The sequence below is a fragment of the Kitasatospora sp. NRRL B-11411 genome (assembly GCF_000721345.1).
Lineage (GTDB): Bacteria > Actinomycetota > Actinomycetes > Streptomycetales > Streptomycetaceae > Kitasatospora > Kitasatospora cineracea.
Window position 1 is genome coordinate 72763 of record NZ_JOGH01000004.1, and the last position, 25360, is coordinate 98122.

The following is a 25360-nucleotide window of genomic DNA, read 5'->3' on the forward strand; positions in this document are numbered from 1 at the left end:
CCGGTCACTTGTCGATGTCGCCGACCACGAAGAACATCGACCCCAGGATCGCCACCATGTCCGCGACCAGCGTCCCCGGCAGCAGTTCGGTCAGGGCCTGGATGTTGTTGAAGGACGCCGAGCGCAGCTTGAGCCGCCACGGCGTCTTCTCGCCGCGCGACACCAGGTAGTACCCGTTCAGCCCGAGCGGGTTCTCGGTCCAGGCGTACGTCTCGCCCTCGGGGGCCTTGAGCACCTTGGGCAGCCGCAGGTTGACCGGCCCGGCGGGCAGTTCCGCCAGCCGGTCCAGGCAGGCGTCGGCGAGGTCGAGCGCGTTGGCGGTCTGCTCCAGCAGGCACTCGAACCGGGCCAGGCAGTCGCCCTCCTCCCGGACGGCGACCTTCAGCACGTCCCGCAGCTCCCCGTACGCGAGGTAGGGCTCGTCGCGGCGCAGGTCGAAGTCGACGCCGCTGGCCCTGGCGATCGGCCCGCTGACGCCGTACGCGTGCACGTGCTCGCGGGAGAGCACGCCGACGCCCGCGGTGCGGCCGCGGAAGATCTCGTTGCCGAGGACGAGGTCCTCGAAGACCGGCAGCTGGCCGCGGACCACGCCGACCGCGCGGCGGACCCGGCCGAGCCAGCCGGCCGGCAGGTCCTCCTTGAGGCCGCCGACCCGGTTGAACATGTAGTGCATCCGGCCGCCGGAGGCCTCCTCCAGCACGTGCTGGAGCTCCTCGCGGCCGTTGAAGGAGTGGAAGATCGGCGTGATGCCGCCCAGTTCCAGCGGGTAGGAGCCGAGGAACATCAGGTGGTTGAGGACCCGGTTGAGCTCGGCCAGCAGGGTGCGCAGCCACACCGCCCGCTCGGGCACCTCCATGCCGAGCATCCGCTCGACGGCCAGCACCACGCCCAGCTCGTTGGCGAACGCGGACAGCCAGTCGTGCCGGTTGGCCAGCATGATGATCTGCCGGTAGTCGCGGGCCTCGAAGAGCTTCTCCGCGCCGCGGTGCATGTAGCCGATCACCGGCTCGGCGCTGGTGATCCGCTCGCCGTCGAGCACCAGCTTCAGACGGAGCACGCCGTGCGTGGACGGGTGCTGGGGGCCGATGTTGAGCACCATGTCGGTGCTGCCGCCGTCGCCGGGGAGCGTCTGCGCGCCCGGGCCGATGCCGACCGTGGTCTCCGTCATGGCCGTCGCCTCCTTCTACGAGGGGAGAGTCTGCCATCCCGGCAGGCCCGCGAGGTCGTCCGGTACCGGCATGCGGACGGCCTGGACCAGCCAGTGGAACGCCCCCAGCCCGCCCGGGTCGGTCAGCTCGGCCGCCTCCCCGGCGCCGGACAGCGCCCGCAGGTACGCCGCCGGGTCGCTGCTCGCCAGCGCCAGCGGCGGCCGGGCGCCGCTGACGCCCAGCGCGCGCAGCGCCTCGCGCTGGGTGGTGAGCAGCGCCGGGTGCCCGGGCACGGCGGCCGCGTCGAGCGCGACGTGCGCGGTCAGGTCGCACGAGCCGTCCGGGACGGGCGGGCACTCGCGGCCGTCCCGGAACCCGGTCAGGGTGCCGAACGGCGGCCGGGCGGCCCGCAGGTGCGCGTAGTCGGCGGCCACCGCGAGGCCCTGCTCCAGGGCGCCGACCGCCCCGGCCCAGGCGGCGTCCCGCGGCCCGCCCAGCTCGACCCGCTCCCCGTCCGGCCACCAGCGCCCGGCCCAGGCGGCGTCCGCCTCCGCCAGCGGCCCGCCGGCCCGCTCGGTCCCGTCCGGCGCGACCTCCAGGTACCGCAGCCGCCCGTCCGGGCCGGGCTCGGCGACGTCCAGCGGGACGTTGTCCAGCCACTCGTTGGCGAACAGCAGGCCCCGGACGCCGGCCGGCGGTTCGGCCCGCCAGTCGACGTCCGCGGGCAGTCCGGCCGGGCGGTCGGCCAGCTCGACGGCCCGGAAGTCCACCCGTCCGCGCAGCCCGGCGGGCAGCAGCGCCCGCACCGCCAGGGTGAGTTCGCCCCGCCCGGCGCCCACGTCGACGAAGGCCAGCCGCTCCGGCCGGCCGAGCGCCGCGTCGACCCCCGCCAGCAGGCGGGCGATGGCGGCGGCGAACCGCGCGGAGGCGTGCACGGAGGTGCGGAAGTGCCCGGCGGGGCCCTCCGGCCTGCGGTAGAAGCCGCCGTCGGGCCGGTACAGGGCGTGTTCGATCGCGGGCCGCCACCGCTTCCATGTCATAGCGGGCGACGTTACCGGCCCGGCCCCGCCTCCACCCTGGGGAGTAGCCCCGGATCGACCTCGCGGCGGAGCAGAACGCCCTCCCGGACTCCCTACGCTGGAACCGTGCATCGACTCAACGCCTGGCTCCGCCGACATCCCATGGTCGTCGACTCGGCCTGGGCGCTGCTGGTGCTGATGCTCGGCGTGCTCGCCGCGGCCGAGTCGACCGGCCTGCCGGACGCCCCGATGCCGTCCTGGAAGCACTACACCGGCATCGCGGTCGCCTGCCTGCTGCCCGCCCTGATGGTGGTGCGCCGCCGCTGGCCGGACGCCACCACGGCGGCGGCCGTGGCGATCGGCCTCGGCCAGGTCGCGCTCCGCGTCGACCCCGGCGCCTCCAGCATCGCCTTCCTGGTCTTCGGCTACACCGGCGCCGCGTTCGGCCGCGCCTGGACGTCCCGGCTGGCGCTGGCCGCGAGCCTGGCGGCCGGCCCGCTGACGCTGTGGCGGCTGACGCCCGCCGAGCAGCGCGGGGACGGCTACAAGGCGGTGTTCCTGGCCGTCCTGATGACCACCCCGTTCGTGCTCTGCTGGGCCTGGGGCCGGCTCACCCGGGTCCGCCGCGCCTACCTGGTCGAGCTGGAGGACCGGGCCGCCCGGCTGGAGCGCGAGCGCGACGCCCAGGCCCAGGTCGCGGTCGCCGCCGAGCGCGCCCGGATCGCCCGCGAACTGCACGACGTGGTCGCGCACAACGTCTCGGTGATGATCGTCCAGGCCGACGGCGCCGCCTACGTGCTGGACTCCTCCCCGCAGCAGGCCAAGGAGGCGCTGGGCACCATCGCCTCCACCGGCCGCCAGGCGCTCGCCGAGATGCGCCGCCTGCTCGGCGTGCTGCGCACCGCCGACACGGCCGGCGAGTACGTGCCGCAGCCCGGCGTCGAGGAGCTCCCCGAGCTGCTGGAGCAGGTCCGCACGGCCGGTCTGCCGGTCGAGTTCACCGCCACCGGCGAGGTCCGCGAACTGCCCCGCGGCCTCGAACTGACGGTCTACCGGATCGTCCAGGAGGCCCTCACCAACGTCCGCAAGCACGGCGGCCCGAACGCCCGGGCCAAGGTCGCCGTCGACTTCCGCGACGGCGACCTGGAGGTCCTGGTCGAGGACGACGGCCGCGGCTCCACCAGCGAACAGCTCGCCGGCGGCACCGACGGCCTCGGCCACGGCCTGATCGGCATGCGCGAGCGCGTCGGTATGGTCAGCGGCAGCCTGGACGTCGGGCCCCGGCCCGGCGGCGGTTTCCGGATCCGGGCCGTCCTGCCCCTCAAAGCATCCAAATGAATGGAGACCGACCGATGCCGATCCGCGTGATGCTGGTCGACGACCAGGAACTGCTGCGCACCGGCTTCCGGATGGTCCTGCAGTCGCAGGGCGACATCGAGATCGCCGCCGAGGCGGGCGACGGCCAGCAGGCCCTCGACGTGCTGCGCACCGCCGAGGTCGACGTGATCCTGATGGACGTCCGGATGCCCCGCCTCGACGGCGTCCAGGCCACCCGCCGGATCTGCCTCGACGACCACGGCTCCCCGATCGAGCACGCCCCCCGGGTCCTCATCCTCACCACCTTCGACCTGGACGAGTACGCCTTCGCCGCGCTCAAGGCCGGCGCCTCCGGCTTCCTGCTCAAGGACGTCCCGCCGGTCGAACTGGTCGCCGCGATCCGCTCCGTGCACGGCGGCGACGCGGTGGTCGCCCCCACCACCACCCGCCGCATGATCGACCGCTTCGCCGAGGTCCTCCCCACCCCCGCCAGCACCCCCGGCTCCCCCGTCCTCGGCCCCCTCACCGACCGCGAGCGCGAGGTCTTCCTGCTCGTCGCCCAGGGCCTGTCCAACGGCGAGATCGCCGCCCGCCTGGTCCTCTCCGAAGCCACCGTCAAGACCCACGTCGGCCGCATCCTCGCCAAACTCGGCCTCCGCGACCGGGTCCAGGCCGTCGTCCTCGCCTACGAGAACGGCCTCGTCCGGGCCGGCGAGACCCCCTGACGGGGGCGGCGCTCCCCGGCTCCCGCACCCCGCCCGCCCACCCGTGCACCTCTCGCCCAGGTGCACCCGCGCCCGCCGCACCGGGCCTCCGAACCGAGCCCGCCCTCGGCGTCCGCACGGGCCGGAAACCCCCGTACCATTGACCGGTACGTCTGGTACCCCTAGAGGACTGGAACGGAAGAGTGCTGCCCGACTTCGGAGACCCCTCCGACCCCGGTAACCGCCCCGCCCGGCTCGCCGTCGGCGTCGTCGGCGCCGGCCGCGTCGGCCCCGCCCTGGGCGCCGCCCTGCAGCTCGCGGGCCACCGCGTCGTCGCCGCGTCCGGCGTCTCCACCGCGTCCCGCCGCCGCGCCGAGGCCCTGCTGCCGGGGGTGCGCCTGGTGACGCCCCCGCAGGTGATGGCGGCGGCGGACCTGGTGCTGCTGACCGTCCCGGACGACGCCCTGCCCGACCTGGTGCAGGGCCTGGCCTCGACCGGCGCCGTCCGCCCCGGCCAGCTGCTCGTGCACACCTCGGGCGCGCACGGCGTGGCCGTCCTGGAGCCGGCCACCCGCGCGGGCGCGCTGCCGCTGGCGCTGCACCCGGCGATGACCTTCACCGGCACCTCGGTGGACGTGGCCCGGCTGGCCGGCTGCCCGTTCGGGGTGACGGCCCCGGAGGAGCTCCGCCCGGTCGCCGAGGCGCTGGTGGTGGAGATGGGCGGCGAGCCGGCCTGGATCCCCGAGGAGGTCCGGCCGCTCTACCACACGGCCCTCGCGCACGGCGCGAACCACCTGGTCACCCTGGTCGCGCAGGCGATGGAGCTGCTCCGCACGGCGGGCGTCGCCGAGCCCGGCCAGCTGCTCGGCCCGCTGCTGGGCGCGGCCCTGGACAACGCGCTGCGCTCCGGCGACCTGGCGCTGACCGGCCCGGTGGCCCGCGGTGACGTCGGGACGGTGCGCACGCACCTGGGCCGACTCGCTACGGTGACCCCGGACATCGGCCAGGCGTACCGGGCGATGGCGCGGGCCACCGCCCAGCGCGCGGTGGCCAACGGCACGTTGAAGCCGGAGCCGGCGGCGGCGCTGCTGGACGTACTGAACGAGGAGAAGCACTGATGGCACGCGACAGGCGCCCGGCGAAGGCCCCGAAGGCGGCGAAGGTCCGCAAGGCGGTGCTGACCCGCACCGTGGACGAGTTCGAGGCCGCGTTCTGGCCGGACGAGCAGCCGGTGGACAACGCCGTGGTGATGACCATGGGCGCGCTGCACGCGGGCCACGCGGCGCTGGTGCGCGAGGCCCGCCGCCGGGTCGGCAAGGACGGCCGGGTCGCGGTGACGGTCTTCGTGAACCCGCTGCAGTTCGGCGCCGGCGAGGACCTGGACCGCTACCCGCGCACCCTGGACGAGGACGTCGCGCTGGCCGAGGAGATGGGCGCGGACGTGGTGTTCGCCCCGACCGTCGAGGAGATGTACCCGAACGGCGAGCCGCTGGTGCGGCTCTCCGCGGGCCCGATGGGCGAGGGCTTCGAGGGCGCCTCCCGGCCGGGCCACTTCGACGGGATGCTGACCGTGGTCGCCAAGCTGCTGCACATCACCGACCCGGACTTCGCGGTGTTCGGCGAGAAGGACGCCCAGCAGCTGGCGATCGTCCGCCGGATGGTCGCCGACCTGGACTTCGACGTGGAGGTGGTCGGCGTCCCGACCGTCCGCGAGGAGGACGGCCTGGCGCTGTCCTCCCGCAACCGCTTCCTCTCCGGGGCCGAGCGCGTCCAGGCGCTCGCCCTCTCCCGCGCCCTGTTCGCCGGCCGGGACGCCGGCGCGCAGGGCCCGAAGGCCGTCCGCGAGGCGGCCGCCGCCGTGCTCGACGGCGCGGACGGCGTCTCCCCCGACTACCTGGCCCTGGTCGACCCGCTGTCCTTCACCGAGGCGCCGGACGACTTCCAGGGCGAGGCGGTGCTCGCCGTCGCGGCCCGGGTCGGCTCGACCCGGCTGATCGACAACGTGAGCGTCATCGTCCGCTAACCCGGACACCAGGGCGGCCGGGCCCCCGGCCGCCCGCCCCTTCCCGGTACCAGCACCCTCAGGCATGCACTCACAGGAGGCGTGACCCATGCTCCGCACCATGCTCAAGTCCAAGATCCACCGTGCCACCGTCACCCAGGCCGACCTGCACTACGTCGGGTCGGTCACGGTCGACGAGGACCTGCTCGACGCCGCGGACCTGCTCCCCGGAGAGCTGGTCCACATCGTCGACATCAACAACGGAGCCCGGCTGGAGACCTACACCATCGCCGGCCCGCGCGGCTCGGGCGTCATAGGCATCAACGGCGCCGCCGCCCGCCTGGTCCACCCCGGCGACCTGGTGATCCTGATCGCCTACGGGCAGATGGACACCGCCGAGGCCAAGTCCTACCTCCCGAAGGTGGTCTTCGTCGACGGGCACAACCGGGTCACCGGCCTCGGCGGCGACCCCGCGGACGCCCCCGAGGGCAGCGGACTGCTGCGCGGCGACGCCGCGTACGGTGGTCCGAACGGCGCGGCCGACGCCGCCGCGCGCTGAAGGAGCAGCTGAACCCATGTCGCACCGCCTGACCGCCCCCGCCCCCGGCTGGACCACGAGCACCGACGTGGTCGTGATCGGCTCCGGCGTGGCCGGGCTCACCGTCGCGCTCAACGCCCGCAAGGCCGGCCTGCGGGCCATGGTGGTCACCAAGGCGGTGCTGGACGAGGGCTCCACCCGCTGGGCCCAGGGCGGCATCGCCGCCGCCCTGGGCGAGGGCGACACCCCCGAGCAGCACCTGCAGGACACCCTGGTCGCCGGCGCCGGCCTGTGCGACGAGGAGGCGGTGCGCGCCCTGGTCACCGAGGGCCCGGACGCGGTGCGCCGGCTCATCGAGACCGGCGCCGAGTTCGACCTCGACGCGGACGGCGAGATCGTGCTGACCCGCGAGGGCGGCCACCACCGCCGCCGGATCGCGCACGCCGGCGGCGACGCCACCGGCGCCGAGATCGAGCGCGCCCTGGTCGCCGCCGTCGAGGCCGACCCGGGCCTCGAACTGATCGAGCACGCCCTGGTCCTGGACCTGCTCACCGACGCCGACGGCCACGCCTCCGGCGTCACCCTGCACGTGATGGGCGAGGGCCAGCGCGACGGCGTCGGCGCGATCCTGGCCCGCGCCGTGGTGCTGGCCACCGGCGGCATGGGCCAGATCTTCTCGGCCACCACCAACCCGGCGGTCTCCACCGGCGACGGCATCGCGCTCGCCCTGCGGGCCGGCGCCGAGGTCACCGACCTGGAGTTCGTCCAGTTCCACCCGACCGTGCTGTTCCTCGGCCCGGACGCGCAGGGCCAGCAGCCGCTGGTCTCCGAGGCGGTCCGCGGCGAGGGCGCCCACCTGGTCGACGCCGACGGCGTCCGCTTCATGGTCGGCCAGCACGAACTGGCCGAGCTCGCCCCGCGCGACATCGTCGCCAAGGCGATCATCCGCCGGATGCACGCCCAGGGGACCCGGCACATGTACCTGGACGGCCGGCACTTCGGCGCCGAGATGTGGGAGCACCGCTTCCCCACCATCCTGGCCGCCTGCCGGGCGCACGGCATCGACCCGGTCACCGAGCCGATCCCGGTCTCCCCCGCCGCCCACCACGCCTCCGGCGGCGTCCGCACCGACCTGCACGGCCGCACCACCGTCCCGGGCCTGTACGCCTGCGGCGAGGTGGCCTGCACCGGCGTGCACGGCGCCAACCGGCTGGCCTCCAACTCGCTGCTGGAGGGCCTGGTCTTCGCCGAGCGGATCGCCGCCGACCTGGCCGCGCTGAACGCCGCCGGCAAGCTCCCGGCCCGCACCGTCACCACCGACGCGGCGCACGCCGCGACCCCGGTGCCGCTGCTGCCCGACACGGCCCGCGGCGGGATCCAGCACCTGATGACGTCCGGCGCGGGCGTGATCCGCTCCGCGGACTCGCTGGCCGCCACCGCCAAGGGCCTGGCCGCCCTGGCCGACCCGGACCACCCCGCCGACCCCTCCGTGGAGACCTGGGAGGCCACCAACCTCCACCAGGTCGCCACCGCCCTCACCACCGCCGCCGCCCTCCGCCAGGAGACCCGCGGCTGCCACTGGCGCGAGGACTTCCCCGACCGCGACGACGTCCACTGGCACCGCCACGTCGTCCACCCCCTCGCCGACTGACACCCTCCTCCCCCGCCCTCCCGTCCCGCCGAAACCTGGAGCCCCGCCACCATGTCCCACTCCGAACTCCCCCTCCTGTCCACCGAGTCCGGCGGCTGCGGCGACGGCTGCGCGTGCGGCGAGGGCGAGGAGTACGAGACCGGGCTCGACCCGGCGCTCGCCGCGCTGCTGGAGGACGCCGGGCTGGACCCGGTCGAGGTGGAGGACGTGGCGATGATGGCCCTGTCCGAGGACCTGGCCGGCGGCGAGGACGTCACCTCGGTGGCGACCGTCCCGGCCGAGGCCGTCGCCACCGCGGACTTCACCGCCCGGCAGGCCGGCGTGGTGGCCGGCCTGCGGGTCGCGGAGGCCGTCGTCTCGCTGGTCTGCGAGGAGGAGTTCGAGGTCGAGCGGCACGTCGAGGACGGCGAACTCGTCGCCCCCGGCCAGGTGCTGCTCTCGGTGCGCAGCCGCACCCGGGACCTGCTCACCGCCGAGCGCTCCGCGCTGAACCTGCTCTGCCACCTGTCCGGCATCGCCACCGCCACCCGGGCCTGGGCGGACGCCCTGGAGGGCACCGGCGCGGTGGTCCGCGACACCCGCAAGACCACGCCGGGCCTGCGCGCGCTGGAGAAGTTCGCGGTGCGGGCCGGCGGCGGCGCCAACCACCGGATGGCGCTGTCCGACGCGGCGCTGGTGAAGGACAACCACGTGGTCGCCGCGGGCGGCGTCGCCGAGGCGTTCACCGCCGTCCGGGAGGCGTTCCCGGAGCTGCCGATCGAGATCGAGGTCGACACGGTCGAGCAGATCGAGCCCGTCCTGGCGGCCGGCGCGGACCTGATCCTGCTGGACAACTTCTCCACCGAGCAGCTGCGCGAGGCCGTCGCCCTGGTCGCGGGCCGGGCGAAGCTGGAGGCTTCCGGCGGCCTGACCCTGGCCACCGCGCGCGAGGTCGCCGAGACTGGTGTCGACTACCTGGCCGTCGGCGCCCTGACGCACTCCGCGCCGATCCTCGACATCGGCCTGGACCTCCGCAGCTCCTGACCCTTCGAAGCAGAAAGCGCCCCATGCTCCTCACCATCGACGTCGGCAACACCCAGACCACGCTCGGCCTGTTCGACGGCGAGGAGATCGTCGAGCACTGGCGGATCTCCACCGACCCGCGCCGCACCGCGGACGAACTCGCGGTCCTGCTCCAGGGGTTGATGGGCGCCCACCCGATCGTCTCGGCGGACGACCGGGTGGCCGGCCTGGCGATCTGCTCCTCCGTCCCGGCGGTCCTGCACGAGCTGCGCGAGGTGACCCGCCGTTACTACGGGGACGTCCCGGCGGTGATCGTCGAGCCGGGCGTGAAGACCGGCGTGCACGTGCTGATGGACAACCCGAAGGAGGTCGGCGCGGACCGGATCGTCAACGCGCTGGCCGCCAACCACCTGTACGGCGGCCCGTGCATCGTGGTCGACTTCGGCACCGCGACGACCTTCGACGCGATCAACGCGCGCGGCGACTACGTGGGCGGCGCGATCGCCCCGGGCATCGAGATCTCGGTGGACGCCCTGGGCGGCCGCACCGCGATGCTCCGCAAGATCGAGCTGGCCCGCCCGCGCAACGTGATCGGCAAGAACACCGTCGAGGGCATGCAGTCGGGCATCCTGTACGGCTTCGCCGGGCAGGTGGACGGCCTGGTCAACCGGATGGCCAAGGAGCTCGCCAAGGACCCGAACGACGTCCAGGTGATCGCCACCGGCGGCCTGGCCCCGCTGGTCCTCGGCGAGGCCGACTCGATCGACGTGCACGAGCCCTGGCTGACCCTGATCGGCCTGCGCCTGATCTTCGAGCGCAACCGCCCGGCCACCGCGGCCTGACGCCCCGCCGGCCCTGCCCGCCCCGGGCCCCGGACCCCGCCGCGAGGTCCGGGGCCCGCCGCGATCCCGGGCCCGCCCCGGATGCACCATCTCATAGGCCAATCGGGACAAACACGTCATCAATCGCCATAAGTCGGACGTACGACACGTACTGTCGACCCATGCCAACGCCACACGGATCGCGCGGCGGCATGGCCTTCAGCGCCGATGAAGTCCGGGTGCTGCGCCGTGTCCTCGCCCAAGCCCTCTACCCGGCCGCGCCCGACCGGCTCCCGGTGCCCACCGCGACCGGCGAGCTGTGGGCCGAGGACGTCCAGGACGCGCTCCGGCTGACCGAGTCCATCGACGAGGCGGTCCAGGAGGGCGGGCGGCTGCGCGCCTTCATGCTCACCGACCTGGCCCGCTACCGCGCCGCCCTGCCGGGCAGCGCCGCGGGCTACCTGGACCGCCTGGAGGAGGCCGTCACCGACGGCTACCTGCCCACCGCCGAGGACCTCTCGGCGCTGCGCTCGCTCTCCCGCCAGCCCTGCGGCCCGCCCGAGCAGGCCCGCCGCTCCCGGCTCGCCGGGCGCTGCCACGCGCTCGCCGAGGCCGAGGTCCGCGAGCGGCTCTCCCTGGGCTCCGGACAGCGGCACCTCGCGGCAGTGCCGAGCCCGGCGTCCGAACCCCAGCCCGCCACCCCCGTTGGAGGACGGTTCCCGATGAGCGACCAGCAGCAGCCCCCGCACCCGGCCGACCGGCCCCGCCCGCGCCGGATGCCCACCCCCGCCGAACTGTTCGGCCGCCGCACCCGCACCGCCCCGCACCAGGACCCCCCGGCCGACGAGGACCGCCCGGAACTCGCCACCGGCACCGACGGCTGACCCCCCGTCAGGACACCGAAGCCCCCTCCCCGGAGGGGGCTTTTCCGCGCCCCCGGGAGATGTGTCGACAATGTGAGGCGTTCGCGGAGAATCCTTCAGTAAAGATCTGGCAAAACCTTCGGACAATAGGTCGAACACATCCCGAACTGTCCGATTTATCAGCCCGCCCGACGTCACCCCACCCCCCTATGGTCTGGCTCGATCGCATTCGAAAGATCGAAGGGTCAACGTGGGGAATTCGCGTGTCCCGCGCGTGGCGGCCACCGGCGTTCCGCCGGCCGCCGACCTCCTGACGCACGCCGGCGGGCCCCGACCGGAGGCCACCGACGGGCCGGTGCCGACCGGACGCCGCCGCCGCAAGGCCGGGGCGCACCGCTGAGGCACCCGCACACCTCCGGCGCCCCGCCCACCCGGCCGGGCCGACAGGGGCGCCGCCCACCTCACCAGTACCGAGGAAGCCCATGCAGCACCCCCGTTCCCGGACGCTCGCCGCGTCCGCCGCACTCACCGTCCTCGCGCTCGGCGCCTTCGCCGTCCCGGCCCAGGCCGCCGAGCAGATCACCCTGGACGCCGTCCCCGCGATCTCGCTGCCCACCGACCAGGCCGACGGCACGACGCTGTTCATCGACGCCCGCGGCACCGCCACCACCGAGGGCGACCTGGTCGTCACCTACGACACGACCGGCCTGGCCGGCATCGCGTCGCTCACCCCCGAGAGCGGCACCAGCCACGACTGCACCACCGCCGGGCAGCTCGTCACCTGCACCTACCGGCACTACTCCGTACCCGGCCACCCCGAGTTCGGCATGCAGTTCCAGCCGCGGCTGACCGCGCTCAAGGGCGCCCCGGCGAACACCGCCGGGCACCTGAAGGTCTCCCAGTCCTGGAAGGGCGCCGCGCCGCAGAGCATCGACGTCGCGGTCTACGCCGGCGGCCCCAGGCTGGCGTTCGCCAAGGACTTCGACAGCTCCCCGCGGCCCGCCGGCAAGCCCGGCACGGTCCTCAAGCAGTCCCTGGAGATCACCAACAAGGGCCCGTTGGAGAGCGGCCGGCTGGTGGTGGCGGCCGAGCTCTCGCCCGGCCTGACCTTCGAGAAGAAGTTCGCCAACTGCTCGTACGGCACCTCCCGCAACACCGACCCCCGGTACAGCGCGGGCAGCGCCGCCATCTGCACCATCAACACCTCGGTGCGGCCGGGCCAGCAGGTCACCGTCAACCCGCTGGAGTTCAAGGTCGGAGCCGACGCGCTCTACCCGGACATCCAGTTCTACGCCGTGCCCGAGACCGACACCCTGGTCTACCTGAACCGGGGCTTCACCTTCACCCCGGCCTCCGGCACCGGTGAGCGGCTGACCGTCCAGGGCGTGCCGGAGACCGACGGCACCAAGCCCGGCCCGCCGAACCTGCCCGGCGGCGAGAACGACGGACGCGACAGCGTGATCGTCCAGTACCGGGTCGACAGCACCGCGGACTTCGCCGTGCTCGGCACCTGGACCCCGTCCGACGGCGGCCGGAAGGGCGTTCTGAGGACCGGCGTGCACAACAACGGCCCGGCCTCGGTCGCCTACGCGCGCAGCGGCAACGCGGTCGCCGCCGAGCTGGTGACGCTGCCCGCCGGGGTCACCGTCGACGGGCAGCTGCCGGACGGCTGCTTCGTCCGCGAGGAGCTCCCGAACGTGGTGACCTGCCACACCACGGCGTACGTCGGCAACGGCACCGAGCAGACCTTCGACCTGCCGCTCGCGGTCGCCGACCCGACCTCCGCCCCGAAGGTCCTCCTCGGCATCACCCCCGAGGACGGCGGCTACAACAACCGCGTCGAGCCGCTGGCGTTCGACAGCGAGAACGCCAACAACACCGCCGTGGTGGCCCTCGGCACCACCGGCTCCACCGCCGCGCCGACCACCAAGCCCGGCGGCGGCACCGGCTCCACCGGCTCCACCACCGGCGGCGGCTCGACCACCGGCGGGAACGGCGGCTCCTCCGCCTCCGCCTCCGCCACCGCCACGTCGAGCGCCACGGCCACCGGCTCGACCGGCTCGACCGGCTCGACCGCCGGCGGCAACCTGGCCTCCACTGGCGGCGGCCAGGGCACCGGCACCATGCTCGGCCTGGGCATCGGCGCCGTGGTGCTCGGCGGCGGCGTGCTCGTCGCCGCCCGCCGCCGCAAGGCCGGCGCGCGCGGCTGAACCGCCGCCGGGGCACCGGTCCGCCGCTCCGGCGGGCCGGTGCCCCGGCGCGTCCGGGGCCCCCGGCGCGCGCCGCCCGATATCCCGTGGCGGAGCGGCCCGTGAGCCTGGCTACCCTGGTGGGGTGAGCGATCAGAGCACTCTCCCCGCGACCGACGACCTTCCCGAGCAGATGCGCGTCCGGCGCGAGAAGCTGGACCGGCTCCGGGCGGCCGGCATCGACCCGTACCCGGTCGGTTTCCCCCGCACCTCCACCATCGCCGACCTGCGCGCCAAGCACCCCGACCTGGCCCCGGACACCGCCACCGGCGAGCGGGTCGGCATCACCGGCCGGGTGGTCCTGGCCCGCACCGGCGGCAAGCTCTGCTTCGCCACCCTGCGCGACGGCTCCGGCGACCTCCAGGTGATGCTGTCCCTGGACAAGCTCGGCGCCGAGCGGCTGGCCGCCTGGAAGGGCGACATCGACCTCGGCGACCAGGTCGGCGTCGAGGGCGAGGTGATCACCTCCAAGCGCGGCGAGCTCAGCGTGATGGTCGACCGCTGGGAGCTGACCGCCAAGTGCCTGCGCCCGCTGCCGGACAAGCACAAGGGCCTGAGCGACCCGGAGGCCCGGGTCCGCCAGCGCTACGTCGACCTGATCGTGAACCCCGAGGCGCGCGAGATGCTGCAGCTGCGCACCAAGGTGATCCGCTCGATCCGCCGCACCTACGAGGACCGCGGCTACCTCGAGGTCGAGACCCCGATGCTGCAGCCGATCCACGGCGGCGCCAACGCCCGCCCGTTCGTGACGCACATCAACGCGTACGACATCGACCTGTACCTGCGCATCGCCACCGAGCTGTACCTCAAGCGCCTGGTGGTCGGCGGCGCCGAGAAGGTCTTCGAGATCAACCGGAACTTCCGCAACGAGGGCGCGGACGCCACCCACAACCCGGAGTTCACCGCCCTGGAGTCGTACGAGGCGTACGGCGACTACGACACCCAGGCCGAGCTGATCCGGGCGATCGTCGTCAACGCCGCCCGGGACGCGCTGGGCACCACCGTGGTCAGGGGCGTCGGCCCGGACGGCACCGAGCACGAGATCGACCTGGCCGAGCCCTGGCAGGAGGTCTCGGTCTACCCGGGCATCTCCGCGCACCTGGGCACCGAGGTCACCCCCGCCACCTCCGTGGAGGAGCTGCGGAAGCTGGCCGTGGAGCACGACCTCGACCAGTACCTGGACCCGAACTGGGACCACGGCCAGATCGTGCTGGAGCTGATCGAGCGCCTGCTGGAGCACCACGCGATCAAGCCGACCTTCATCAGGGACTACCCGACCTCGGTCTCCCCGCTGACCCGGCAGCACCGCTCGATCGAGGGCGTCGCCGAGAAGTGGGACCTGGTGATCTTCGGCACCGAGCTGGGCACCGCCTACTCGGAGCTGATCGACCCGGTCGAGCAGCGCGCCCGGCTCACCGCGCAGTCCCTGCTGGCGGCCGGCGGCGACGTCGAGGCGATGCAGGTGGACGAGGACTTCCTGCGCGCCCTGGAGTACGCGATGCCGCCCACCGGCGGCCTCGGCCTGGGCGTGGACCGCCTGATCATGCTGCTCACCGGCAAGAACATCCGCGAGACGGTGCTCTTCCCGCTGGTGAAGCCCGAGAAGGCGGAGCGGGCCGAAAAGGCCGCGAAGAGCGAGAAGGCCGCCGACGCGGCCGAGTCCGACACCACCGAGGAGTGACCGTGGAGTACGTCAGCGCGATCGTCCCGCCGCTGGTCATGGCGGTCGGTTTCGCCTTCCTGGTGCGGGCCATCATCCGCAGCCAGGGCGGCGCCCAGAAGTCGAAGGAGGACGCCGTGGCCGAGGCCATGGCGGCGCGTTCCTCCGCCGAATAGCGGTATCCGCGGCGGCGCGCCGTTCCCCCCTCCGGGGAACGGCGCGCCGCCGCGTTTGCCGTTTGCCGCCTTTTGTCCGCATCGGTCCTATCCTTGGCGGCACTATGGTGCGGCAACTCGGAGAACTCGAGAACGACATCATGACCCGGGTGTGGCAGTGGAACCGCCCGGTCACGGTTCGGGAGGTTCTGCAGGATCTGCGGGCGGAACGCGAAATCGCGTACACCACCGTGATGACGGTGCTCGACAAGCTCTACCGAAAGGGCTGGGTGCGCCGGGAGCGCGCGGGGCGCGCATACCGATATGAGCCGGTCTCCTCGCGCGAGGCGTACACCGCCGCGCTGATGAACGACGCCTGGGCGACGAGCGACAATCCGGCGGCCGCCCTGGTGCACTTCTTCGGGATGATGTCGCCGGAACAGCGCGAGTGGTTGCGCGACGCGCTGCGGGTGGCGGGCGTCGATACCGAGGAGACCGGGCCCCCCGCGGCACGATAACGTTCCCCGCCATGGAGGTCACCATCCGCCGTGCGCGGACCACCGACGTGCGCGCCATCCGTCGGCTCATCGACGCGTACTCCCGCGACGGCATTCTGCTCGACAAGCCCACCGTCACCCTGTTCGAATCCGTCCAGGAGTTCTGGGTCGCCGAACGCGACCAGGACGGCGGGGTGGTGGCCTGCGGCGCGCTCCACGTGATGTGGGAGGACCTCGCCGAGGTCCGCACCCTCGCGGTGGACCCGGTCTGCAAGGGCCTCGGTATCGGGCACCGGCTGCTGGACAAGCTGCTGGAGACCGCGCGCTGGCTCGGCGTCCGTCGGATTTTCTGCCTGACGTTCGAGGTTCCGTTCTTCTCGAAACACGGGTTCGTCGAGATCGGCGAAAACGACGATCGTACGGCAGACCCGGCGGCCGTGGCCACAGAAGTCTATGAAGAACTCCTGCGCTCGTACGACGAAGGCGTCGCCGAGTTCCTCGACCTGGAGCGGGTGAAGCCGAACACGCTGGGCAACTCGCGCATGCTGCTGCACCTCTGAGTCATGCCCCGCGGCGCGACCGGCGACACAGGGGTTTGTGTTTTCCGGGAAAAGACGCTTTCCTTTCTCTAGGCAATGGACCGTTATCGCGGAAAGGGAAGCCCGTGGCACAGAGGGTTCAGGTCATTCTGGAAGACGATCTCGACGGCGGATCCGCGGACGAGACGGTGACGTTCGCCCTGGACGGTGTGGCCTACGAGATCGACCTGAAGAGCGACAACGCGGAGAAGCTCCGCGTCCTGCTCGCCCCGTACGTCGAGAAGGGCCGCAAGCAGAGCGGCCGGCTCACCGCCCCGCGTCGCGGCGGCAGCGGCCGGAGCGCCGGGCGGTCCGCGGCGGCCGGCCAGGCCGACACCGCCAAGATCCGCACCTGGGCGAAGGAGAACGGCCTCCCGGTCAACGACCGCGGCCGCGTCCCGAGCAACGTGCGCGAGGCGTACGAGAAGGCCAACGCGTCCTGACGCACGGGCCCCGGCGGGGCCCTCAGCGGGCGGGCGGCAGGCCCAGCCGCTCCCGCGCGCAGGCGTCCGCCAGGGCGTCCAGCAGGCGGAGCAGGTCGGGCGAGCGCAGGTCCAGGGCGGGGCGCGGCGCCCCGGCCCGCAGCCAGTCGGCGGTCCGCGGCTCGGGCACCCGGGGGTCGCCCGGGTGCGCCGCGCGGGCCTCGATCGGCAGCCGCAGCTCCGGGCCCCAGCCGAGCCAGCGGAGCAGGTCGGGCACCGGCTCGGCGGCCCCGGGGGCGAGCAGGAAGACGGCCCGGTCGGCCTGCCGCAGCACCGGCCCGGTGGCGCGGCCCAGCCGCTCCAGGCGGCCCAGCGCGGCCCGCGCGGGCCCCAGCGGCACCAGCACCCGGTCCGAGCCGCGCCAGCCGGCGGCCGCACGGGGTGCGGCGGGGGCGACGGGCAGCGGACGGGTCACGACCTGTGCAACGCTGGAGGGGCCGGGCGGTCACGCGACCGCCACCGGGACGGCGGTACGCCCCCCGCGGCCGACCTGATGGTCCGTCACCTCCGGAGCCGGGTCGGCCGACTTCTCGCCAGGCGAACACGCACCCCGCGGAAACCGCGCGAAACCCGCCGGATTACCGGGTATGAATGCTGGTGGACGGGGTCGCAGGAGCCCGGCCGCAGCACGCCGCGGGGCCGGTGAACCGGTTCCACCGAACCGTGTTCGCCGTTGGCGTAGCGGGATCCGGTGCATCGGGCCCGCCGCTGGGAACACCGTCTCCCAGCATCAGGTTGGGAAAGGTGTCGGCTGGTCGCGCAGCATGTTGCTCCCGCTCCGTGGGAGTTCCGTAGCCGCGCTGCTGAGCGGGACTAGCATGCGGAAGGACAGGGCGGGGACGGCCCCCGAACTGACCGACCGCTCTGAGGAGCGATTAACGATGTTCGAGAGGTTCACCGACCGCGCGCGGCGGGTTGTCGTCCTGGCACAGGAAGAAGCCCGGATGCTCAACCACAACTACATCGGCACCGAGCACATCCTCCTGGGCCTGATCCACGAGGGCGAGGGTGTCGCCGCAAAGGCGCTGGAGAGCCTCGGCATCTCGCTCGAGGCGGTCCGCCAGCAGGTGGAGGAGATCATCGGCCAGGGCCAGCAGGCCCCGTCCGGCCACATCCCCTTCACCCCCCGGGCGAAGAAGGTCCTGGAGCTGTCGCTCCGCGAGGCCCTCCAGCTCGGCCACAACTACATCGGCACCGAGCACATCCTGCTCGGCCTGATCCGCGAGGGCGAGGGCGTCGCCGCCCAGGTCCTGGTGAAGCTCGGCGCCGACCTGAACCGGGTGCGCCAGCAGGTGATCCAGCTGCTGTCGGGCTACCAGGCCGGCAGCGGCAAGGAGTCGGCCACGGCCGGCGGCCCGGCCGAGGGCACCCCGTCCACCTCCCTGGTGCTCGACCAGTTCGGCCGCAACCTGACGCAGGCCGCCCGCGAGGCCAAGCTCGACCCGGTGATCGGGCGCGAGAAGGAGATCGAGCGGGTCATGCAGGTGCTGTCCCGCCGCACCAAGAACAACCCGGTGCTGATCGGCGAGCCCGGCGTCGGCAAGACCGCCGTGGTCGAGGGCCTGGCCCAGGCGATCGTCAAGGGCGAGGTCCCGGAGACGCTGAAGGACAAGCAGCTCTACACGCTGGACCTCGGCGCCCTGGTGGCCGGTTCGCGCTACCGCGGTGACTTCGAGGAGCGCCTGAAGAAGGTGCTCAAGGAGATCCGCACCCGCGGCGACATCATCCTGTTCATCGACGAGCTGCACACCCTGGTCGGCGCGGGCGCCGCCGAGGGCGCGATCGACGCCGCCTCCATCCTGAAGCCGATGCTGGCCCGCGGTGAGCTGCAGACCATCGGCGCCACCACGCTGGACGAGTACCGCAAGCACCTGGAGAAGGACGCCGCGCTGGAGCGCCGCTTCCAGCCGATCCAGGTCGCCGAGCCCTCGCTCCCGCACACCATCGAGATCCTCAAGGGCCTGCGCGACCGGTACGAGGCGCACCACCGCGTCTCGATCACCGACGCCGCCCTGGTCGCCGCCGCCACCCTGGCCGACCGGTACATCTCGGACCGCTTCCTGCCGGACAAGGCGATCGACCTGATCGACGAGGCCGGTTCCCGGATGCGCATCCGCCGGATGACCGCGCCGCCGGACCTGCGCGAGTTCGACGAGAAGATCGCCGAGGTCCGCCGGGAGAAGGAGTCCGCGATCGACGCGCAGGACTTCGAGAAGGCCGCGTCGCTGCGCGACAACGAGAAGCAGCTGCTCCAGGCGAAGGCCAAGCGGGAGAAGGAGTGGAAGGCCGGCGACATGGACGTCGTGGCCGAGGTGGACGAGGAGCTCATCGCCGAGGTCCTGGCCACCGCCACCGGCATCCCGGTCTTCAAGCTGACCGAGGAGGAGTCCTCGCGCCTGCTGCGCATGGAGGACGAGCTGCACAAGCGGGTCATCGGCCAGGAGGACGCCATCAAGGCGCTCTCCCAGGCGATCCGCCGCACCCGTGCCGGCCTGAAGGACCCGAAGCGCCCCGGCGGTTCGTTCATCTTCGCCGGCCCGTCCGGTGTCGGTAAGACCGAGCTGTCCAAGACCCTGGCGGAGTTCCTGTTCGGGGACGAGGACGCGCTGATCGCGCTCGACATGTCCGAGTTCTCCGAGAAGCACACCGTCTCGCGGCTGTTCGGCTCCCCGCCCGGGTACGTGGGCTACGAGGAGGGCGGCCAGCTCACCGAGAAGGTGCGCCGCAAGCCGTTCTCGGTCGTCCTCTTCGACGAGGTCGAGAAGGCCCACCCGGACATCTTCAACTCGCTGCTGCAGATCCTGGAGGACGGTCGCCTGACCGACTCCCAGGGCCGGGTCGTGGACTTCAAGAACACGGTCATCATCATGACCACCAACCTCGGCACCCGGGACATCTCCAAGGGCTTCAACCTGGGCTTCGCGGCCACGGGTGACGTCCAGGCCGGCTACGAGCGGATGAAGGCGAAGGTCGGCGAGGAGCTCAAGCAGCACTTCCGCCCCGAGTTCCTCAACCGCGTCGACGACATCGTGGTCTTCCACCAGCTGTCCGAGGCGAACATCATCGAGATCGTCGACCTGATGATCGCCCGGGTCGACCAGCGGATGAAGGACCGGGACATGGGCATCGAGCTCAGCCCGGAGGCCAAGAGCCTGCTGGCCAAGCGCGGCTACGACCCGATCCTGGGCGCGCGTCCGCTGCGCCGCACGATCCAGCGGGAGATCGAGGACCACCTGTCCGAGAAGATCCTGTTCGGTGAGCTGCGGTCCGGCCACATCGTGGTCGTCGGCGTGGAGGGCGAGGGCAAGGAAGCCAAGTTCACCTTCCGCGGCGAGGAGAAGTCCCCGGTGGCGGACACTCCGGCGGCGGTCTCGGCGGCCGGCCCGGATCTGACGAAGTAATAGCACCGCAAAGCACTCGGCAAGCCTCCGCCCCCGACCTGTCCAGGTCGGGGGCGGAGGCTTTTCGGTGCGCCGCTTTTCAGTTGAAAAACTGTTTAGGTTTCCGTGTGCTGTGAATACGGGCCCGGCGGGCCGCCGAACGGGTGGACCGCGGCACGGTGCGGGCACGATCGGCCCTTGGCGGCCCGGCCCCGCAGGTAGGTTGACGGTCCGTCAGGCGAACCGGGTTGCGGGAGCATAGCGGCGTGGCCATGGCCCGGTCAAGGTCTTTCTTTTTTACCGGACCTTGGGTCAAATGTCGTCCACCTGTCTTGCATTGGTTCACCGGTCAGGCCATCAGCCCCACCGGTAAGGGGAGGACGTCACCACGTTGAAAATAACCAAGAGGGCTGTCGCGGCTTCCGCCGCCGTCGCGGTGACCGCCGCGCTCGGCGCCGGAATGCTCCCGGGGACGGCCACCGCCGCCCCGGCGGCCACGACGATCACTGACCCGGCCGACGCCGTCCAGAACGACAGCGTTCCGCGCGAGCTGCAGAGCCCGCTGGCGGACAAGCAGCAGGCCGAGCAGACCGCTGCGGTGGAGCAACTGGTCAACGGGACCGCGAAGGTCGAGCAGCACGGCAACGGCTCCTCGATCAAGCTGGGCCGCGACAAGTACGTCGAGCTGTCCCGCGAGCGCACCGACAAGATCTTCACGATCCTCGTCGACTTCGGCGACCAGGTGGACACCACCACCAAGACCGCCGACGGCAAGGTCAAGTACGGCGGCACCCCCGGCCCGGCGCACAACCAGATCGCCGCCCCGGACCGCAAGAACGACAACTCGACGGCCTGGCAGGCGGACTACAACCAGGCGCACTACCAGGACATCTACTTCGCGAAGGACAAGCCTTCGCTGAAGACGTACTACGAGCGCCAGTCCTCCGGCCGGTACTCGGTCGACGGCCTGGTCACCGACTGGGTGCGGGTGCCGTGGAACGAGGCCCGCTACGGCTCGGACTACTGCGGCCAGCACGTCTGCGCCAACGCGCAGGACCTGATCCGCGACGGCATCGACGCCTGGGTCGCCGACCAGAAGGCCAAGGGCCGCACCGACGCCCAGATCAAGGCCGACCTGGCGCAGTACGACCAGTGGGACCGTTACGACTACAACGGCAACGGCAACTTCAACGAGCCGGACGGCTACCTGGACCACTTCCAGATCGTCCACGCCGGTGAGGACCAGTCGGCCGGCGGCGGCGTGCAGGGCACGGACGCGCTGTGGGCGCACCGCTCGTACGCGTACGCCAACCAGGCCGGCAAGACCGGCCCGGACAACAACAAGCTCGGCGGCACCCAGATCGGCGCCACCGGCCTGTGGGTCGGCGACTACACCATGCAGCCGGAGAACGGCGGCCTGGGCGTGTTCGCCCACGAGTACGGCCACGACCTGGGCCTGCCGGACCTGTACGACACCACCGGCCAGGGCATCGACAACTCGGTCGGCTTCTGGTCGCTGATGTCCTCCGGCTCCTGGCTGGGCGAGGGCAAGAACGAGATCGGCGACATGCCGAACGACCTCGACGTCTGGTCGAAGCTCAAGCTGGGCTGGCTGAACTACGACACCGCCAAGGCGGGCCAGACCTCGCTGTCGCTGCTCGGCCCGGTCGAGTACAACACCAAGCGCAAGCAGGGCCTGGTCGTCAACCTGCCGCCGAAGACCGTCACCACCGAGATCAACACCCCGTTCGAGGGTGGCAACGAGTGGTGGAGCGGCAGCGCCGACAACCTGAACGTCACGCTGACCCGCACCGTGGACCTGACCGGCAAGACCTCGGCCAAGCTGACCGCGAAGGCCTGGATCGACCTGGAGCAGGACTACGACTTCGCGTACGCCGAGGTCTCCACCGACGGCGGCAAGAACTGGTCCTCGCTGGCCGGCACCCTGAACGGCGCCGCCATCGCGGACAACGCCCTCACCGGCAGCACCAACGGCTGGGCCGACCTGGCCTTCCCGCTGGACGCCTACGCCGGCAAGTCGGTGCAGGTCCGCTTCCACAACACCACCGACCCGGGCGTCCACAACAAGGGCATCGCCCTGGACAACATCTCGGTGACCGCGGACGGCGCGGCCCTGTTCACCGACGGCGCCGAGAACGGCGACAACGGCTGGACCGCGGCGGGCTTCTCCCGGATCTCCGGCAAGTTCTCCAAGGACTACGACCAGCACTACCTGGTCGAGAACCGCCAGTACGTCTCGTTCGACACCACGCTGAAGACCGGCCCGTACAACTTCGGTTCGGCCGCCCGTCCGGACTGGGTGGAGCACTACGCCAACCAGAACGGCATCCTGATCTGGCTGTGGGACTCCTCGCAGTCCGACAACAACGTGTTCAACCACCCGGGCCAGGGCCTGATCCTGCCGGTCGACGCCCACCCGGCGCCGCTGAAGTGGAACGACGGCACGCTGATGCGTCCGCGCTTCCAGTCCTACGACGCGACCTTCGGCTCCGACCGCACCGACGGCCTGCAGCTGCACAAGGCCGACGCGCTCACCAAGATCCCGAGCTCGCGCGGCGTCACGGTCTTCAACGACCACACCACCAAGTACTGGTTCCCGGAGAACCAGTACAGCAGCGTCCAGGTCCCGGACACCGGCACCCAGATCGAGGTGCTGTGGCAGTCCCACAACGACCTGGAAGCCATGATCAAGGTGAAGCCCGTCAAGAAGTGACACCTGGTCGGTAGCACAGCGAGGGCCCCGGCGGTTTCCGAACCGCCGGGGCCCTTCGCGTGCCCGGCCGGTCAGAGCAGGGCGAGGAAGTCCTGCAGCGCCGCGGTGACCTCCTTGGCGCTCCACCCGGCGGCGTCGGCGGCCACCGTCACCTCGGTCATCGACAGGCCGGGCTGCGGGCCCGGCTCGCGCCAGCCGCCGAACAGCGCGACGCCCTGCTCCTCGGCCTGCCGCAGGCCGGCCTCGTTGAGGAGCTCGGCGGGGTGCGGCAGCCAGAACTGGAACTGGTGGGTGTGCGGCGGCGCGGGGTGCACCCGGGCGCCCGGGGCCTCGGCGAGCGCGGCGGCGACCACCTTGGCGTGCGCCACGTACCCGGGCAGCCGGGGCAGCTCGCGCTCCAGCCCGGCCAGCGCGGAGAGCACCGCCGGCCACTGCTGCCAGAGGCTGCCGCCGTAGCGGTGCCGCCAGACCTTGAGCCGGCGGACGAACTCCTCCTCGCCGGCCACCAGGGCGCCGCTGTGGCCGCCGAGCGACTTGTAGCAGGAGACGTACACCGAGCCGGCCCGGGCGCAGACCTCCGGCAGGGTGCGGCCCAGGTGCGGGGCGGACTCCCAGAGCCGGGCGCCGTCCAGGTGGACCGGGCGGCCCTGCCGTTCGGCCAGCTCGTACAGCGCCTCCAGCTCGGCCCAGTCGGGCAGCAGGAAGCCGGCGTCGCGCAGCGGCAGCTCCAGCATCAGCACGTCGTACGGCTCGTCCAGGTCGGCCAGTTCGGCGGCGGTGGGGAGCCGGGGCGCGCCGGTGAGCGGGACGCTGCGCAGCCCGGACAGCACCTGGTGGGCGCGGCGCTCGTGGCGCTCGGGGTGGGCGAGCGGGTGCATGCCGACCACCGGGCCGTGGGTGTCGGCCCAGGTCTTCAGGGCGGCCTGCTGGGCCATCGTCCCGGTGGGGAAGTAGGCGGCGTCGGGCTTGCCGAGCAGCTCGGCGGTGCGGCGCTCCAGGGTGCGGACGATGCCGTTGCCGTACATGTCGACCGGCTCGTCCGGGGTGAGCGGGCCGTCGGCCAGGCCGGCCAGGTCGGCGAGCGCTTCGCGGACGGTCTGCGGGCGGCCGCCGGAGAGCAGCCGGCCGGCCTGGCGGCGGGCCCGGAAGCGGCGGTCCTGAACAGGGGTGTCGTTCATCAGCTGATCATCTCCGACGGGGATTCCCCGACCGGGTGGCGGGGGCGGGTGGATCGGATGGTGCAGCTGGTTCGAAGCGCTGTTCTACCCGGGGCGGTTCGGGCCCAAACCGGGCGGTTCCCGGTGGCGCTGCTCACAGCACATTTCCGACATACGACCCGGGATAGGAGGTTTGGGGCGCGAAAAGCCGTTCGGGCCGACGCCTCGCGGGGGTATTCCGGCCGCCTTCCGCACTACCGGCCGTCGTAGGTCACACGCTTGGGCCTTCGCATCCGGGTCGTTTACACCGGAGTCGTTCCACCAGTTCGGCGAGCCGCACCGGCTCGGCCCCGCGCTGGCCCCGTCCCGTGAGGTACCGACCCCGATGCGTTCCCTCCCCGCCACCGGCCGCCGGCTTCTCCAGGCGATCAGCACCAAGCACGTCCGCTCGGTGCTCTCCTCCGCCCCGCTCACCACGGCCCGGCTGGCCCCCGCCAAGGCGCTCGCCTCCGGCGCCGCCGTGGTCGCCGCCGGCGCGCTGCTGATCCCCACCGGGCAGGCCGTCGCGCAGGGCGCGCACCCGGCCGACCAGGCCGCCGCCGGTGCCGCCACCGTGCGGGCGCAGGACTTCCGGCTGCCCGTCCAGGCCGCGCCGCAGAGCGAGCAGGCCAAGGCGGCCAAGGCCGCGGTCGTCGCCTCGCTGGACGGCGGCGCCGGAACGGACGCCCAGGCCCGGCCGCAGGACGAGCAGGCCTCCCGCAGCGAGCAGCGCACCGAGCTGCAGGCCGCCGGGCAGGGCGCCGAGCAGGAGCAGGCCGCTGCCGCCGCCGCCCAGCAGCAGGCCGCCGCGGACCAGGCCGCCGCCGAGCAGGCCGCGCAGGCCGCCGCCCAGCAGCAGGCGGCCGAGCAGCAGGCCGCCGCCGAGAAGGCGGCCGCGGACCAGGCCGCCGCGGAGCAGGCCGCTGCCGCGCAGGCCGCCGCCGCCAAGCCGTCCTGGTCCTCCCCCGCGCCGGGCGCGGCGATCAGCAACCCGTACCACAAGACCAACGCGGCGTACGCGGCCGGCTACCACACCGGCACCGACTTCGCGGTCTCGGTCGGCACCCCGGTGCTGGCCGTCGGCGACGCCACCGTGGTGTCGGCCGGCTACGCGGGCGCCTACGGCAACCAGATCGTGCTGAAGCTCTCCGACGGCCGCTTCGCGCAGTACGCGCACCTGTCGCAGCTGGGCGTGAAGGCCGGGCAGCACGTGGGCGCGGGCGACCAGGTCGGCAAGTCCGGAAACACCGGCAACTCGCACGGCCCGCACCTGCACTTCGAGATCCGCACCGCCAACCAGTACGCGAAGGTGATCGACCCGGTCGCCTACCTGAAGCAGCACGGCGCGACCAACTTCTGATCCG

20 protein-coding genes and 2 pseudogenes are annotated in these 25360 nt (G+C 72.8%); 18 read left to right on the forward strand and 4 right to left on the reverse strand.

All coding sequences use genetic code 11. The annotated features are described in order from the left end of the window. Positions 1-4: 4 nt before the first annotated feature. Together IH44_RS0103510 and IH44_RS0103515 are read right to left on the reverse strand one after the other, a co-directional pair. The gene (locus tag IH44_RS0103510) at positions 5-1168 is read right to left on the reverse strand and encodes an NADH-quinone oxidoreductase subunit D (protein ID WP_030457883.1); all 1164 of its coding nucleotides are present in this window, start codon (positions 1166-1168) and stop codon (positions 5-7) included. A 15-nt stretch (positions 1169-1183) separates the two neighbouring features. After that, positions 1184-2188, reverse strand: coding sequence for an SAM-dependent methyltransferase (locus IH44_RS0103515; RefSeq protein WP_030457884.1), 1005 nt, complete (start codon positions 2186-2188; stop codon positions 1184-1186). Between the two features lie 105 nt (positions 2189-2293). On the opposite strand from IH44_RS0103515, the gene IH44_RS0103520 reads away from it, so the two are divergent. From IH44_RS0103520 to IH44_RS0103595, 15 genes and pseudogenes are all read left to right on the forward strand, one after another. Next, on the forward strand, positions 2294-3505 hold the full coding sequence (locus tag IH44_RS0103520; protein WP_030457885.1) for a sensor histidine kinase: 1212 nt from the start codon (positions 2294-2296) through the stop codon (positions 3503-3505). Between the two features lie 14 nt (positions 3506-3519). Beyond that, on the forward strand, positions 3520-4209 hold the full coding sequence (locus tag IH44_RS0103525; protein WP_030457886.1) for a response regulator transcription factor: 690 nt from the start codon (positions 3520-3522) through the stop codon (positions 4207-4209). 185 nt (positions 4210-4394) lie between these two features. Next, positions 4395-5370: pseudogene (locus IH44_RS0103530) on the forward strand (Rossmann-like and DUF2520 domain-containing protein); the annotation flags it as partial. Next, on the forward strand, positions 5306-6211 hold the full coding sequence (gene panC, locus IH44_RS0103535) for a pantoate--beta-alanine ligase (protein ID WP_030457888.1): 906 nt from the start codon (positions 5306-5308) through the stop codon (positions 6209-6211). The pseudogene IH44_RS0103530 and the gene panC, both read left to right, overlap by 65 nt. A gap of 88 nt (positions 6212-6299) precedes the next feature. Further along, positions 6300-6749, forward strand: coding sequence for an aspartate 1-decarboxylase (gene panD / locus IH44_RS0103540; RefSeq protein ID WP_030457889.1), 450 nt, complete (start codon positions 6300-6302; stop codon positions 6747-6749). A gap of 16 nt (positions 6750-6765) precedes the next feature. Then, on the forward strand, positions 6766-8379 hold the full coding sequence (locus IH44_RS0103545; RefSeq protein WP_030457890.1) for an L-aspartate oxidase: 1614 nt from the start codon (positions 6766-6768) through the stop codon (positions 8377-8379). Positions 8380-8430: 51 nt separating this feature from the next. Continuing rightward, on the forward strand, positions 8431-9402 hold the full coding sequence (gene nadC / locus IH44_RS0103550; protein WP_030457891.1) for a carboxylating nicotinate-nucleotide diphosphorylase: 972 nt from the start codon (positions 8431-8433) through the stop codon (positions 9400-9402). A gap of 23 nt (positions 9403-9425) precedes the next feature. Further along, the gene (locus IH44_RS0103555) at positions 9426-10223 is read left to right on the forward strand and encodes a type III pantothenate kinase (protein ID WP_014136518.1); all 798 of its coding nucleotides are present in this window, start codon (positions 9426-9428) and stop codon (positions 10221-10223) included. A gap of 161 nt (positions 10224-10384) precedes the next feature. Beyond that, entirely contained in the window at positions 10385-11086 is a 702-nt protein-coding gene (locus tag IH44_RS0103560; protein ID WP_030457892.1) for a hypothetical protein, read from the forward strand. 461 nt (positions 11087-11547) lie between these two features. Next, positions 11548-13275 (forward strand): LPXTG cell wall anchor domain-containing protein, encoded by a 1728-nt coding sequence (locus IH44_RS0103570; RefSeq protein ID WP_030457893.1) that lies wholly within the window; start codon positions 11548-11550, stop codon positions 13273-13275. A gap of 133 nt (positions 13276-13408) precedes the next feature. Next, positions 13409-14995: pseudogene (gene lysX / locus IH44_RS0103575) on the forward strand (bifunctional lysylphosphatidylglycerol synthetase/lysine--tRNA ligase LysX); the annotation flags it as partial. Positions 14996-14997: 2 nt separating this feature from the next. Further along, entirely contained in the window at positions 14998-15150 is a 153-nt protein-coding gene (locus IH44_RS47120; protein ID WP_030457895.1) for a hypothetical protein, read from the forward strand. A 104-nt stretch (positions 15151-15254) separates the two neighbouring features. Next, the gene (locus IH44_RS0103585; protein WP_030457896.1) at positions 15255-15647 is read left to right on the forward strand and encodes a BlaI/MecI/CopY family transcriptional regulator; all 393 of its coding nucleotides are present in this window, start codon (positions 15255-15257) and stop codon (positions 15645-15647) included. Positions 15648-15658: 11 nt separating this feature from the next. Further along, positions 15659-16186 (forward strand): amino-acid N-acetyltransferase, encoded by a 528-nt coding sequence (locus tag IH44_RS0103590; protein ID WP_030457897.1) that lies wholly within the window; start codon positions 15659-15661, stop codon positions 16184-16186. Positions 16187-16290: 104 nt separating this feature from the next. Beyond that, positions 16291-16647: an Lsr2 family protein gene (locus IH44_RS0103595; RefSeq protein ID WP_030457898.1), complete on the forward strand. Its 357-nt coding sequence runs from the start codon at positions 16291-16293 to the stop codon at positions 16645-16647. Between the two features lie 22 nt (positions 16648-16669). Here the strand turns inward: IH44_RS0103595 and IH44_RS0103600 are convergent, their stop codons facing one another. Beyond that, entirely contained in the window at positions 16670-17101 is a 432-nt protein-coding gene (locus IH44_RS0103600; protein WP_051816506.1) for a hypothetical protein, read from the reverse strand. 466 nt (positions 17102-17567) lie between these two features. Here IH44_RS0103600 and IH44_RS0103605 point away from each other — a divergent pair, with 466 nt between their 5' ends. Further along, on the forward strand, positions 17568-20087 hold the full coding sequence (locus tag IH44_RS0103605; protein ID WP_030457900.1) for an ATP-dependent Clp protease ATP-binding subunit: 2520 nt from the start codon (positions 17568-17570) through the stop codon (positions 20085-20087). A 439-nt stretch (positions 20088-20526) separates the two neighbouring features. Next, positions 20527-22800, forward strand: a complete 2274-nt coding sequence (locus tag IH44_RS0103610) for an immune inhibitor A domain-containing protein (RefSeq protein ID WP_232794808.1) — start codon at positions 20527-20529, stop codon at positions 22798-22800. A gap of 71 nt (positions 22801-22871) precedes the next feature. Here the strand turns inward: IH44_RS0103610 and IH44_RS0103615 are convergent, their stop codons facing one another. Continuing rightward, positions 22872-23978: a low specificity L-threonine aldolase gene (locus IH44_RS0103615; RefSeq protein WP_030457902.1), complete on the reverse strand. Its 1107-nt coding sequence runs from the start codon at positions 23976-23978 to the stop codon at positions 22872-22874. Between the two features lie 364 nt (positions 23979-24342). Here IH44_RS0103615 and IH44_RS42355 point away from each other — a divergent pair, with 364 nt between their 5' ends. Then, a complete protein-coding gene (locus IH44_RS42355; RefSeq protein ID WP_051816508.1) occupies positions 24343-25356 on the forward strand; it encodes a M23 family metallopeptidase in 1014 nt (337 codons plus the stop codon). Positions 25357-25360 lie beyond the last annotated feature (4 nt).

Bases quoted from the DNA above. Each gene is read 5' to 3' on its own strand.
- IH44_RS0103510 (WP_030457883.1), bottom strand. From the start codon at position 1,168: ATGACGGAGACCACGGTCGGCATCGGCCCGGGCGCGCAGACGCTCCCC.
- IH44_RS0103515 (WP_030457884.1), bottom strand. From the start codon at position 2,188: ATGACATGGAAGCGGTGGCGGCCCGCGATCGAACACGCCCTGTACCGG.
- IH44_RS0103525 (WP_030457886.1), top strand. From the start codon at position 3,520: ATGCCGATCCGCGTGATGCTGGTCGACGACCAGGAACTGCTGCGCACC.
- panC (WP_030457888.1), top strand. From the start codon at position 5,306: ATGGCACGCGACAGGCGCCCGGCGAAGGCCCCGAAGGCGGCGAAGGTC.
- panD (WP_030457889.1), top strand. From the start codon at position 6,300: ATGCTCCGCACCATGCTCAAGTCCAAGATCCACCGTGCCACCGTCACC.
- IH44_RS0103545 (WP_030457890.1), top strand. From the start codon at position 6,766: ATGTCGCACCGCCTGACCGCCCCCGCCCCCGGCTGGACCACGAGCACC.
- nadC (WP_030457891.1), top strand. From the start codon at position 8,431: ATGTCCCACTCCGAACTCCCCCTCCTGTCCACCGAGTCCGGCGGCTGC.
- IH44_RS0103555 (WP_014136518.1), top strand. From the start codon at position 9,426: ATGCTCCTCACCATCGACGTCGGCAACACCCAGACCACGCTCGGCCTG.
- IH44_RS0103560 (WP_030457892.1), top strand. From the start codon at position 10,385: ATGCCAACGCCACACGGATCGCGCGGCGGCATGGCCTTCAGCGCCGAT.
- IH44_RS0103570 (WP_030457893.1), top strand. From the start codon at position 11,548: ATGCAGCACCCCCGTTCCCGGACGCTCGCCGCGTCCGCCGCACTCACC.
- IH44_RS0103585 (WP_030457896.1), top strand. From the start codon at position 15,255: ATGGTGCGGCAACTCGGAGAACTCGAGAACGACATCATGACCCGGGTG.
- IH44_RS0103590 (WP_030457897.1), top strand. From the start codon at position 15,659: ATGGAGGTCACCATCCGCCGTGCGCGGACCACCGACGTGCGCGCCATC.
- IH44_RS0103605 (WP_030457900.1), top strand. From the start codon at position 17,568: ATGTTCGAGAGGTTCACCGACCGCGCGCGGCGGGTTGTCGTCCTGGCA.
- IH44_RS0103610 (WP_232794808.1), top strand. From the start codon at position 20,527: ATGCTCCCGGGGACGGCCACCGCCGCCCCGGCGGCCACGACGATCACT.
- IH44_RS0103615 (WP_030457902.1), bottom strand. From the start codon at position 23,978: ATGAACGACACCCCTGTTCAGGACCGCCGCTTCCGGGCCCGCCGCCAG.
- IH44_RS42355 (WP_051816508.1), top strand. From the start codon at position 24,343: ATGCGTTCCCTCCCCGCCACCGGCCGCCGGCTTCTCCAGGCGATCAGC.